The 12,722-nt window shown below is 59.0% G+C and carries 11 protein-coding genes; all 11 read right to left on the bottom strand.

The features are described from left to right. Positions 1-259: 259 nt before the first annotated feature. Complete coding sequence (locus tag ABIB48_RS08180) at positions 260-994, bottom strand: hypothetical protein (protein ID WP_146212965.1); 735 nt, start codon at positions 992-994, stop codon at positions 260-262. Positions 995-1,116: 122 nt separating this feature from the next. Continuing rightward, positions 1,117-1,986 (bottom strand): glycosyltransferase, encoded by an 870-nt coding sequence (locus tag ABIB48_RS08175; protein WP_354212680.1) that lies wholly within the window; start codon positions 1,984-1,986, stop codon positions 1,117-1,119. 76 nt (positions 1,987-2,062) lie between these two features. Further along, positions 2,063-3,214 (bottom strand): glycosyltransferase, encoded by a 1,152-nt coding sequence (locus tag ABIB48_RS08170; protein ID WP_354212679.1) that lies wholly within the window; start codon positions 3,212-3,214, stop codon positions 2,063-2,065. Next, positions 3,211-4,464: a glycosyltransferase gene (locus tag ABIB48_RS08165; RefSeq protein ID WP_354212678.1), complete on the bottom strand. Its 1,254-nt coding sequence runs from the start codon at positions 4,462-4,464 to the stop codon at positions 3,211-3,213. The genes ABIB48_RS08170 and ABIB48_RS08165 overlap by 4 nt, the downstream gene beginning before the upstream one ends. Next, positions 4,461-5,924, bottom strand: coding sequence for an oligosaccharide flippase family protein (locus ABIB48_RS08160; protein WP_110104617.1), 1,464 nt, complete (start codon positions 5,922-5,924; stop codon positions 4,461-4,463). The genes ABIB48_RS08165 and ABIB48_RS08160 overlap by 4 nt, the downstream gene beginning before the upstream one ends. A 7-nt stretch (positions 5,925-5,931) precedes the next feature. Further along, positions 5,932-7,044: a DegT/DnrJ/EryC1/StrS family aminotransferase gene (locus tag ABIB48_RS08155; protein WP_315914166.1), complete on the bottom strand. Its 1,113-nt coding sequence runs from the start codon at positions 7,042-7,044 to the stop codon at positions 5,932-5,934. A gap of 1 nt (position 7,045) precedes the next feature. After that, a complete protein-coding gene (locus ABIB48_RS08150; RefSeq protein ID WP_354212677.1) occupies positions 7,046-7,723 on the bottom strand; it encodes an acetyltransferase in 678 nt (225 codons plus the stop codon). A gap of 1 nt (position 7,724) precedes the next feature. Then, positions 7,725-8,897 carry a DegT/DnrJ/EryC1/StrS family aminotransferase gene (locus tag ABIB48_RS08145; RefSeq protein ID WP_354212676.1) on the bottom strand — a complete coding sequence of 391 codons (1,173 nt, stop codon included), beginning with the start codon at positions 8,895-8,897 and terminating at the stop codon, positions 7,725-7,727. Next, positions 8,894-9,895: an NAD-dependent epimerase/dehydratase family protein gene (locus tag ABIB48_RS08140; protein ID WP_110104621.1), complete on the bottom strand. Its 1,002-nt coding sequence runs from the start codon at positions 9,893-9,895 to the stop codon at positions 8,894-8,896. The genes ABIB48_RS08145 and ABIB48_RS08140 overlap by 4 nt, the downstream gene beginning before the upstream one ends. Next, on the bottom strand, positions 9,892-11,001 hold the full coding sequence (locus ABIB48_RS08135) for a Gfo/Idh/MocA family protein (RefSeq protein WP_315914170.1): 1,110 nt from the start codon (positions 10,999-11,001) through the stop codon (positions 9,892-9,894). Before ABIB48_RS08135 ends, ABIB48_RS08140 begins: the two co-directional genes overlap by 4 nt. A gap of 50 nt (positions 11,002-11,051) precedes the next feature. Next, a complete protein-coding gene (locus ABIB48_RS08130; protein WP_354212675.1) occupies positions 11,052-12,620 on the bottom strand; it encodes a sugar transferase in 1,569 nt (522 codons plus the stop codon). Positions 12,621-12,722: the final 102 nt, after the last annotated feature.

Raw genomic sequence — 12,722 nt, 5'->3', positions numbered from 1 at the left:
TTGCACCCTACGAAATTCATCGGGCCGCTGATGACGAACCTGATGCCAAATCCACCAGAGCAGAATGCCAAGTCCAAAAATGGTTGAGAGCGAGCCGGCTCCTCCCAATGGCGCAATACCGCGGTCGGAGGGGACTGCCACCAGAAGAAACAAATAGATAGAGAGCACCGTCACCGCATCTGGTGATTGCAGTTTCCGTGGCGGCGGCAGCTTCCTGCTCTTTGCTTGCTTTGCCGGCAGGGGTTCTGCCGCGCGGGTCTCAGGTGCCAACATCTGCTGATTCGCTGCTCTCAGCGCGGCCCTTCTCTACCCCGTCCCGGTACTTTTGCCGACGAAGGCCGGTATCTGCGCCGGGCATGGCTGGGTCCGCCTGCTTGCCAGTGACAATAGCTCGTGGGCCCATCGGCTGGTCAGGGGCAGTATCCAGGCTTTTCTTTCTCCGTGCCCCCTTTTCCCTGGACATGATCCGATCAATAAATCCGGTGGCTATCAGAGTCACTGCTAGCCCGCCTAGGGCCGCCATGGCAGTCATCTGGATTTGTTTCTTGGCAATCTTGGTTGGTTTTGTGTCCACTGACAACGCCAAGGCCGTAATGACTGACGGTGCTGGCACCAACATGTCCTGCTGTAATGATGCCAAAGTGGCCGGTATGAGATCCAGCGAAGCCCGCAGCAGCTCCATGGTTTCATCCGCGTTCTCCCCTGCAACCGTTACCGCCATGATGGGGCCCGAGGTGGTGCCATCCTTGGACATGGCAATGGAGGAGCCAGGGAACTTCTCTAGCAGCGGTCCGGACACTTCCGGAGATGCCGCTTTGACCTGCAACACGCCAAGTGCCTGGTCCAGACCGCCCAAGTAAAGGTATGGGTTATCCCCAACGGTCACGGCCACAGCTGGGGGAAGGAGAACAATGCTGGCTTTCGCCTCGTAACTGGGCGGGACCATGGTGAACGCGAAATACGTTAAGACACCGGTAATGAGCAAACCAGCCACCACAAAATACCAGCGTCTTAGACAACTAATCAGTATGTCCCTAACCAACAATGAAAGCGCCCCCTAGCTCGATTTGACGTGTGACGCCAACCATATACCTGTTGTCTGTATCAACATTTGTTTCAATTTGCACGTGTAGGCGCACCCCCAGCGAGGAAGGATTTGAACGCGTTCAACCCTTTTTTTCCAGCGACGCCCAAGATCAGCGCCTTGGCTGCACCGCGCAGCGCGTCTTTTCCCGCCCGCAGCGGTGAAAACACACAACTATCGAGGATCAGTTCAAAAGCGGCAGGATCTCCCGCCTCATCCAGTCCCACCTTAAAAATTTCCCGATACTTGCCCGGAGCCACTCGGGTGCCCCTGACGCGGTTGCTGACATTTCCGGTGTGGATCATTTGCAGCCAGCCCGGATGCCCGAGGATTTCAATGACTGGCATCAACTCCCCCAGCTTGGTGTGCCAATCGGTCCAGCACGTCAGTGGAGCCTCCCAGCTTTCTGAGACTGAACAAAAAGCATTCACGCGGTCCCTACGCAAATAGAGCCTCCCGCTTTGCTGAATCAGCCCATTGACCACATACACCGCCACCCGGCTCTGAGACTTGACCGCTGATTGCAGGCGAGAAACAAAGTCCACCGCCAGGCCGTCGTCGTTGTCCAAGTTGGTAGTCAGGAGGACGTCCCCGCCTGCGCCAGTTACCCCGCGAATGTCTGCAACGAGGACATCGTGGGGCACCTCGTCACGGTAGATGGCTGTGAAGAGGCCGCAGTTGCCGAGCTCGCCTATCCGCTCCCGTAACCACTGCGGACTTTGCGTGTCCAGGTAAATGATCCAATGAAATCCCTGTTCGGATTGCTGCGCGACAGCGGGGAGACAGTAGCGCTCAAAGAGGGCAATACGGTCCACAAGCCACCCTTCCTGGGCCCGGACCAGACTCTCCACACCGACGGATGGGAGGTTGAATCTGGTCAGGAGAACATGGTCAATACGCATCTGGCAGCTCCTCTGTAGTCAAGATTCCGGCGTGCTTGTGACTCGGAACGCCTGTCTGGGCCGTAAGTATCCAAGATCAATCCCCCTTATCAATCATTGCCATCAGCTGCGTGGCCCGCGCGTCCCAGGTATGTTGGCTGGCAAAAGAGCGCCGGGCAGCAACGAACTGATCTGGTTCCTGGGCTGCCAACGCCTGCCGGACCATGTGGACAAAGTTCGTTGCCGAGTCCGCAATGTTCACCCATTCACTGTTGAGCCACCTCGCTGAGGGCAGGTCGGTACTGACCACTTGCATGCCAGCTGCAAGATAATCCAGGGTCTTAATGGGGAAGCTGGCGCGGTTGAAAACAGTATCCGCGTAGGGCGTGATGCCGACGGCCGCGGTTTGCATCCGCGCAAAAGCATCACCTTCATCAATTTCCCCCAGCCACGAGACACCCTCTGAAGCCAGAAAAGTATCAAGACGGCGGCGGACCTGCGGATCCCGTTCCCTCCGCGGGCCAATGACTTCTATTTCCACACCGCTAGCCACCAGCTGATCAAGCAGGTCCAAGTCAAGACGTTCATTGAGCTGGCCCACAAGTGCGGCCACGGCACGGCGTTCAGGCGCGGCGCCGCTGTTGCTGCGTTGGCCACTGCCGCTACTACTGAGGCAGCCGTTAGGGAGGATGACAGGGACACAGCCAGGATTCCGGTCAGTGATCAGCGCACCCAGTGAAGGAGACACAATGCACACAGTGTCCGCCTCATCAATGTTGCTATGCAAAGTGCTGGAGACCGCTTGCTGCGAGAGCCCCATCATGGCCGAACCTGCCACCCAGTCATCCGTGACATGAAGAATCTTCCGCCCGCCAATCCCCACAGGGAACACCTCCCGCGGTGACAGGAGAATAGTTGCACAGTGCTCAAAAGGCAGCTCTCGGAGCGTGGCCCTAATGGCCCGGCCCACAAGAGCCTTGACAACATCACGCAGTACTGGCTTGGTAAACCCGGGAGGAGCCGCAACACGCAGGCGCAGCATGCCCGGCTTGATCCCATCCAGCGCATAGCCGGGCCGTAACGGTGGCCTTCCCGAGGCTGCGGGCCCAAAAATTGGTGTGGGCGGATCCACCCACAATACGGAAGCCCGTTTGGCCAGGGCCTCAGCTAAGCGGTGATCGGTGCCCCTAGTATTTTCCCATCGACTCCCAGCGATCATGACCACCAGTCTGGGGGCGTCTGCGCTCATCGTTTCACCTGCTCAGCCACAGCAACAGGCGTTGCATTGAAATCATCAAGCGAATACCGTCCCACCAGTTTGGCCTTGAATTGGGTGGCCTTGTAGTTAAGGAACCTTCCTGCCGCCAGCGTTGCATGGCGCAGTTCATCAAGTGGCCCAGCCGGGGCCAATTCGAGGGCTTCCTTGTAGAACTCGAGTTGCTTATGCGCAGCAACCTCTAGAGAAAAACGCTCGCACACAAGAGTCCGAGAAAACTGCCCCAACTGGGCGCACAGGCGGGGGGACGTAGCCAACCGTTCAAGAATGATCATGAGCCTGTCCACGGCGCCTTCGCTCCCGGAGCCCACCCCGTACCAGCCCTGCCACAGGAATGTCTGCACCGATGACTTATCCAAAAGCTGCCAGTAGCCACTCTCGCCCTGGACAATGAGTGGAAGTTCAAAAGCCATGGCTCGCAGGGCCGAGCCACCCATGCCAATACTGACATCGGCACAGGCGTAGGCCGGCCGGGGGTCATCCAGCTCGCCCGCAAGAATGATCCGAGTGGTTCCCAACGCGTGGTTGGCGGCACGTGCCGCCTGCTCAACCTCCGCACGGGCTGGCCCATCGCCGGCAATGATGAGCTGAACGGGAAGCGTTGCATTGAGCCTTTCTACAGCCGTGATGGCGCACAGGATGCCTTCCAGCTTCATCTGGTGGGCCAATCTCGAAACTATCGAGACAGTGAAGACGTCCTTGCTGGTACCGAGCCCTGCCAAGAAGGCATCAGGGCGGGAATCATCTGAGACCGCGTTGAGAACTGTGTCCACGGGCGGCTCCAACAGTGCTGCCCGTCCACGGCCCCTGGCCTTTTCTGCGGCAAGAATCTGTTCCGTGCCTACCAGTAAAGGCATATTGTTCGGGATAAAAGGGGCAACCGACATGGACATGACCGTTGCCGTTGCCGCTGCCCCTCCACGTCCAGCACAGGCAAGGGCAGATTCGAGCGCCGGCGGCCATTCATAAGCGTGAACAACGTCAAATCCGCGTTGCTTCGCTGTCCGGCGCAAGTGCCTGACAACGCCCGGAGTTGGACGCCGATGCACCGCCGGGGACGGGATGAACTCCAACCCCAGTTCATGCACCCGGTCCACCAAGGGGCCCGGTTGCCCGTAAACTGCCACATCATGGCCCAGTGCTTTGACTGCCGAAGCCAGTTCGATGGCATTGAGCTGGCTGCCGCCAATGGCCAGATCATGAGGATAGACAAGTATTTTCATGTCACAAGCTCCTGTTCCCGGCCCCAGCTGCGGATGGCTGCCAGGTCCTTTCTGCGGATGAACAACAATGCTGCCATGGCAGCTGTGCCCAACCCGGTGGCAGCAATAACTGCCAGCCAGTCAGTGGCAATAGTGAGGGAGAGGACGTGGCTACCTACTGCTACGGGGATCGCCACTACAATGGCCGGCCACATCTTGCCAAGAAATTCGACCAGGCGAAATCCTCGCGCCGTTAGCATTCGCAGGTAGATCGGCAGCACCACCAACGCGGCAACGCCAACGGGTGCCGCAGCTAAACCTGCCAGGCCTGCCCAGTGCGCGCCAGCAAACAAGGCGGGTATAAGAACCACCAGCCAAAGGATCTGTACTTTGAATATTGGTCCGGAACTTCCCAAAACAACCAGATAGTCATAGACCAGTTCAAAGAGGATCCGGAAAACAGCAAATGCGGCCAGCCACACCAGCGGCACAGCCGCAGGTGCCCATTGTGTCCCGTAAACAAACGTCACCAGCGGGACGGCCACACCGGCCATGACGGCAACCACAGGAAGGACCGCCGCCGTAACAACCCCGGTGAGGGACAACATTGCCGAGCGCATGGCAGGGGGATCGTGTTGTAACTTTGCAAAAACGGGTGGTGCCACGCCCCGCAATGGCTGGGAAAAGATACTTGTGGGCCAGCTTGAAAGGTTAAAGGCCAGTACATAGAAGCCCAACGCAACAGCACCAAGGACTTTGCCAGCAATGATCTGGTCCGCGTACCCAACAGCAAAAACAACAATGCTGGAACCTGCCAGTGGCAGGCCAAACACAAGCAATGCTCGCAGCTTGAGCTTATTGAAACCGAACCTCACCGGTAACGGCGAATATTTTATGAACATTATTGCTGCCACAAGGCTGGCCGCTACCCGCCCAATGGCCAGGGACATTGCGCCCAGCCCCACAACAACCAAAACCACGGAGACAATTGCTCCAAGCCATACATTGACCTGATCAATGATCATGCGCCGGCCCTGCAAGAAGTCCCGCTGCATCAGCGCCGCCGGGGTGGCAACGGCTCCGTTGATAATGACACAGCTGGCAATAACTCGGACAACGGCAGTAGCTTCTGGATCCCCCATGGCAGCAGCAAAATAGGGAGCGCCCAGAAAAGCACCCGCAAAAATGAGGGTACTGCTGATAATAGAAATAGTGGTGACGGTTCCGGCAATTTCCTTTGGATCACCAGGCCACCGCACTATGGCCAGGCTGACGCCCAGTTCATTGAAACTCAAAATGGCAATGAGCGCCACAAAGGCAATGGCGTACGTGCCAAATTGTTCCGGCCCCAACAGGCGTGCCAGAGCTATGCCAATCCCAATGGTGCCGAATCTGGATATAACGGTATTGAGCAGGCTCAGAGCAAAGGCCCGTGCAGCGGTGGGTTTTGCCTGCTCAGATTCCTGAAGTGGAGTGGCCATTAATAATTCACCCTGTCCGCAGCGCCTGGCGAAGAGTGCCAACCACCCGTTCCTGCTGTTCCGCGGAGATGTGTGGGAACAGGGGCAGTGAGAGAATCCGGCCAGCCGCAGCTTCGGTGACAGGGAAGTCGCCTGCGCCCTGCCCCAAATAGGAGAAGGCCTTGGTCATGTGGATCGGGGTTGGATAGTGAATGCCTGCCCCAATACCAGCAGCGTTGAGCTGCGCCAGGATTGCATCGCGATTGTGCACCTGCACCACATACAAGTGCCACGCGTCCTCGTAACCGGACCGGCCCACAGGAAGGCTGACCCCAGGCACATCATTCAACAGTTCGCTATACAACGCGGCAGCCTTACCCCGCATACCATTCCAACGTGGTAGCCGCTTAAGTTTGGCATCCAATACCACCGCCTGAATGGTGTCCAAGCGAGAATTCATGCCCACAACCTCGTGCACATACTTACTGGGGCTGCCGTGTGCACCGAGCATTCGAACGTGCTCGGCAACCTTGGCATCATCAGTGGTGACGGCACCGGCATCTCCGGCTGCCCCCAGATTCTTCCCGGGATAAAAACTTGTTGCACCAGCGAGGCCGAAGGACCCTGAGAATTTGCCGTTATAACTGGCACCCTGAGACTGAGCCGCATCCTCAATCACTACGGCACCGCAGGACGCGGCAACATCAAGGATTTCCTCCATGGGCGCCAGCTGTCCAAAGAGATGGACGGGCAGAATTGCCCGCGTCTTGGCCGTGACAGCCTCCGCGGCCAACTGCGGATCAATCAGCAAGTGCACCGGATCCACATCTACCAACACCGGCGTTGCTCCCATGCGCGCCACAGCCTCCGCCGTTGCAATAAAGGAATTCGCTGGCAGGATCACCTCTGCACCGGCCATCACCCCGCAGGCTCTCAGCGCCAGCTCCAGGGCATCGGTCCCATTGGCCACGCCAACACAATGCGATGTCCCGGCGAAGTCCGCATAAGCGTTTTCAAATCGGCGCACGGCTGGGCCGCCAATGAACGCTGCCGACCGCAACACGTCCTCTATTTCCTCAGAAATATCGTCATAAATTTCCGCCTGCTGCACCTGCAGGTCAACCAAAGGAATGTGTTCCATCTCAGCCAAGCCTCCCCAATTCAACTCTTTTATCTGCTTCCCTGCCCATAGTTGCCAGCGGCCGGGCAGGTACCCCAACCCAGGTTTCCCCGCTAGGTACGTCATGGACGACGGCGGCCCCCATCCCCACCGTGGCACCGGCACCAATGGTGCGCCGTTCCCGCACGCTGGAATTCATGCCCAGGTAGGCGCCGCGGCCAATCCGCACTCCCCCACCGAGGGACACGCCTGCCGTCAGTGTGGCAAAGTCCTCAAGCTCGCAGTCGTGCGTCAAAGTCACTTGCGGCATGATCACAACGTGCCGCCCAACCCGGACATCTGCCGTGAGCACCACGTTGGCCAGCAGGATGCTCCCCTCGCCCACTGCGGTGCCATAGGGAACGGTTGCGGTGGCGGCAATGACGGTGGCAAAGCGACCGGCGCCCACCCCGAGATCCGCCAGTTGGTAGGCAATCCGTTCCCTGATGGCACCCTTCCCGGCACAAATCACAAAGCGCACATCCGGATACTTTCCTGCCTCGGCTATGGGCCCAAGCACGGGCACACCACCTTGCAGGGTGCCTGCGAGCGCAGGATCGTCATCGAGGAAACCAACCACTTGGTCCTTCCCAGCAGCCCGGAGTGAGGCGAGAACTTCGCGTGCCAGGCCACTGGCCGCTACGAGGATCAGTTGCCCCATGTCAGTGCCGCCCCGTGTTTCTCACGGCGTCAATCACGCGGTCCTGCTCGCCGTCTGTGAGCTGGTGGTAGACGGGCAGAATGAGAGTGTTGTCGGTGAGCCTGTTGGTCACGGCCAGCTCGGCGTCGCCTGTATCCCGCCCGGCATAAGCCGGTTGACGGTGGGAGGCCATGATGCCGCGCCGTGCCGAAATACCCTGCACCGCAAGGTGTTCCAGCAACCTTTCGCGGCTTGTCCCGAAGCCCGGCAGTACCTCAATCCAAAAGGATTGAAAGTTGCTGCTCCCATGCTCGGGGTCACCGCAGAGCCGAAGCCCATGTACCCCCGTGAGGGCTTCCGTGTAGCGTGCCACAATCCGGCGGCGCTGCTCTACAGCCTGTGCAAGGCGCCCCAATTGGACAATTCCCACGGCCGCTTGCATGTCAGTCATACGGAAGTTGTAGCCAATTTCCGTATACTCCTCAGGCGGTGCAAGTACGGAGGCGTGCCGGCTCGCGGCAGAGGCACTCATGGCATGTTCGCGTAGTTTGGCGGCTCGCTGCGCCCAATCAGCTCGGGAACTGGTGAGCATGCCGCCCTCCCCCGTGGTCAGGATCTTGCGCGGGTGGAAGGACCACGCCGCCAGCTCGGCCCCGGCCCCAACAGGGCGGCCCTTGTAGGTGGACCCGGCGCCGCAGGCGGCGTCCTCAATCACTGTGATGCCCAGCGGATCGCACAGTTCCCGGATCGAATCCAGGTCTACGGGCATGCCGCCTTGGTCCACCACAATGACAGCCCGTGTTTTATCTGTCAGGGCCGCGGCGATGGTGGTTGCGCTCACGTTGCCGGTGGCCGGCTCAACATCGCAAAAGACCGGCCGGGCACCCACGTAGGTGGGCGCGTTGGCCGTGGCGATAAAGGAGAAGGAGGGCACAACCACGTCATCCCCAGCTTTGATCCCGGCCACCACCAAAGCCAGGTGCAGTGCCGTGGTGCAATTTGAGGTGGCCACGGCGAATCCGGCCTGTTGCACGGCCGCGAAGGCCGCCTCGAACTCTGCCACTTTGGGACCCTGCGCCACCCAGCCTGAGGCGATGACGCCCGCCAGCGCCTCGGCTTCCTCGGTGCCCAGCCACGGCTTCATGACGTTGATGCGCGGCAGGGCCGTCACATCCGATGACGTTGAGATGGTCATCGGGTACCCGCCCCCACGGTGCGCCCGGCAGCGATTTCCTCACGCAGCGGACGCCACCACTCAACGAGTTCGCGCAGTCCGTCCTCAAGCTGTGTTGAAGCTGCGAATCCCAGATCACGCTGCGCCGCAGAAATATCAGCCAAGCGCCGAACCACACCGTTGACGGCACGCTCGGGACCATGTTCTACGTGCAGGCTGGAACCCATGGCCCGCAGCAGCGCCTGCGCCAGCTCCAGCAGGGAGGTCTCCTGCCCACTGGCAATGTTATAGACGCCTTCGTTGACTTTGCTTTCCGCGGCCAAAATATTGGAGCGGGCAATGTCCACCGTATAGGCAAAATCCATGGTCTGACGTCCGTCACCGAAGATCAGCGGGGGCTGACCGTCAACGATCCGTTCCATCCAACGCACCAGCACTTCCGTGTACAAGCCGTGAACATCCATGCGGGGTCCGTAGACGTTGAAGTAGCGCAGCAGCACATAGTCCAGGCCGGTCATGGCCCTAAAACTGCGAACCATGCCCTCATTGAAGGACTTGGCCGCCCCGTAGAAGGTGTCATTGTTGTGGTGGTGGTGCCGTTCTGTGGTGGGGAACTCCTCCGCCATGCCATAGACGGAGGCGCTCGAGGCGGCGATCAGCTTACCCACCTTATGTTCGGCAGCAGCTTCTATGACGTTGAAGGTTCCATCAACCAGTACCTCCAAAGCCAGCCGGGGTTCCTCAGCGCATTGGGTGATGCGGATGGCTGCCTGGTGGAAGACGAGGTCTTTGCCCAGGGTCAGATCGTGGACACTGTCTCGGTCCCGCAGATCCGCTTCAATCAGCTCTACTTTTCCGGTGGCAAGCGCGCCGGCCAGATTTGATCTGCGTCCACGCACCAAATTGTCCAACACATCAATGTGGGCAACCCCCGCGTCCAATAGCTGGTCCACAATGGTGGAGCCAATGGTTCCAGCACCGCCGGTTACCAGAACATTTGCACCGTGAAGATTGCTCATCGTGTTCCCTCCAGTTGAACGTCATTGCTTGCCACGAAGCTTCTTTCCCCGCCCAGTTCCAGGCTCCGGCTGGCCGCCTCTAAAACATTGAGTACCCGCATCCCCGCCATGCCACTGGTACGTGAGGGGCGTCCTTGCAAAATGCTGGCCGCGAATTCAGTCACCATGAGTCCCAGGGCTTCCGTCTCGGGCAATGCCGGGGACCAGGTGTCTCCCATGCGGTAGGAAATGGCTTGGGCTTTGCGTTGAGCCGCAGAAGTGGAGGCCTTCTGGAAATTGATGCCCCTGTCATAAACACTGATCCGCTGCTGCGGTACCAGGTCATCCCAGACCAGAGTGCGCTTGGTACCACCAATGATCATCTGGCGGATCTTGGTGGGACTGAGCCAGTTGACGTTGATGTGGGCCATGGCATTGTTGGGCAAGTCAAAGCTCAGGTGACCTACACAGGCTTTGCCGGTCCCCAACGGGTCGGCGCCATGGGCTGCCACAGATTCGGGCCGCAGTCCGCCAGGGAGGATGAAGTCAATGACTGACAGGTCATGAGGTGCCAGGTCCCAAAACACGTCCACGTCCGGCTGGACCAGGCCCAAGTTGATCCGCACCGAATCGATAAACAAGATCTCGCCCAGCTCACCCTCTTGGATGAGTTCGCGAATTTTCAGTGCCGCAGGTGTGTAGCAATAGGTGTGGTCAGCCATCAGGATCAGCCCGCGGCTGGCGGCCGCTTCTACCATTTGCATACCGAGTTCCCGGCTGGCAGCCAGCGGCTTCTCAACCAGGACGTGTTTGCCGGCTTCAAGTGCTTGCAAAGCAAGCAGATGGTGGGTGCGGGCGGGTGTGGCGATGGCGACGGCGTCAACATCGATCTCTGCGAAGAGACGCTCTAGTGATTCAAAGACCGGCACGTCCCCCAAAGGCCCAGCAACCTTCAGAGCTCTGGCAGTGTCTTGGTCCACTATCGCGGACAGCTCACAATCCGGGCTTGCCTTGAAATTCCGAGCCAGGTTGGGCCCCCAGTAACCCGCACCTATCACTGCAACTCTCAAAGGCGCACCGGCGTCAGCCGGTGTTTCCTGATGGAGAGGACCTGAATTTGAGACCATGATACATTCCATTTCTGTTTGAAGTTGTGGTGTTTTCCGCCAGCGGATGCTCAGGAGGCGCCCGCCGGAGAATAGACAGCTTTAGCTGTTCTCCACAAAATGATGAAGTCCCCTGTTAGTGACCAGTTCTCCACGTAGTAAAGATCCAGCCGCACGGCTTCATCCCACGGCAATTCCGAGCGTCCGCTGACCTGCCACAGACCGGTGATGCCAGGCTTGATCAGCAGCCGGCGTCCTACAGGTGCCTGATACTTGGCTACTTCCGTGGGAAGCGGAGGGCGGGGCCCCACCAAGCTCATGTTCCCTACCAAGACATTCCAGAACTGTGGCAGTTCATCGAGGGAGTACTTGCGCATCCAACGCCCACAACGGGTAATGCGCGGGTCACAGGCCATCTTGAACAGCAGCCCTGCCCCCTCATTTTTGTTGGCAAGATCGGCAAGTAACTTCTCCGCATCCATGACCATGGACCTGAACTTGAGCATTTTGAAAGTGCGCCCATCCCGGCCCACACGTTCTTGGTGGAACAGTGCCGGCCCGGAACTGTCCAACCGGACAATGAGTGCCAAAATCAGCAACAGCGGAGAAAGGACCAGCAGTGCCATGGCTGAGAGTCCAACATCCATAGCTCGCTTGTAAACGTGTTTTCCACCTGAATACTGTGGCAGCTCCACGTGCATCAACGGCAGCCCCTCCACAGGGCGAAAATGCACCCGGGGTCCGGCCACGTTAGTGAGGCTTGAAGCGAGCACCAACTCAGTTTTCAACTCACCCAAGTCCCAGCCCAGCTGCTGGATGGCACCGGGACCGCCAGGCAGATTTCCGGCAACAATCACGGTGTCAGCACCTGTTACCGCAAGTATCTTCTCAATCTTCGCCTCACTGGAAAAAACCGGGACCCGATACCACGGCCGGTTCAGCTCCCTGCCCACGGCCAAAGAGGTCAAGGCCACCCCTGCCACCTTGTACCCCGTGCCGGGGTTGGCACGCAGTTGGGAGATCACATAGCCGGCGTCCTCGGTACCGCCCATGATCACGGCGTTGGAGAAGTAACTCCCTCCGGCCCGCTGCCGAGCCAACCACCGGCGCCACAGCCAGCGGCTCATCAGCAGCAGGAAAATCCCCAACGGCAGCGCAGTGGCGAAAAAGCCGCGGACCACTTCGAGTTTGACAACAACCAAGAGGATGGCCAGAAAACCAAAGGCGCGCAAAGTTGAGTGAATGATGCGTTTGTATTCGGTGGCACCGGAGCCAAAAATTTGCCGCTCACGGGTGCGGAACATTTCAAGGTCCGCATTCCACAACACCAGCAGAAGAAGACTCAACAGAATGTACTGTTTGGGCTCCCCGTGCAACTGGGTGGGCTGGTCCAACGTAAACCGGCCCAGAAATGCCACGGTCACAACCAAGCAGGTGACTAGGAAATCGGTCAGGCGGATATTTCGAGCGTAAGTGGTGGACCAGTTGACGCCCATCACGGGGTTGTCCGTGGCCGCGGGCCGAACCACTGCATCCCAAACGGAATGCCTGCTCCGTGCCGACTTCAACCGCTGACGGCGACCCGGTGCAGGTGCTGTGCCAGCTGATGAGAACAAGGAATGGTTTTTCAAGATGCTCATGACAACCTCTTTCCGAGGGTTGCTGTGAGCGGGGGGAGCCCTGTAAAAGCCCGATCCTGAGGCCAAAAGTAAGGGGGAGCCGACGACGGCTGGGGGAAAGCC

Origin of the sequence: Arthrobacter sp. UYCu511 (assembly GCF_040547105.1) — a bacterium.
GTDB classification, from domain to species: domain Bacteria; phylum Actinomycetota; class Actinomycetes; order Actinomycetales; family Micrococcaceae; genus Specibacter; species Specibacter psychrochitiniphilus.
Note: the sequence above shows the minus strand (reverse complement) of the source record. Positions and strands in the feature narration are given on the sequence as shown.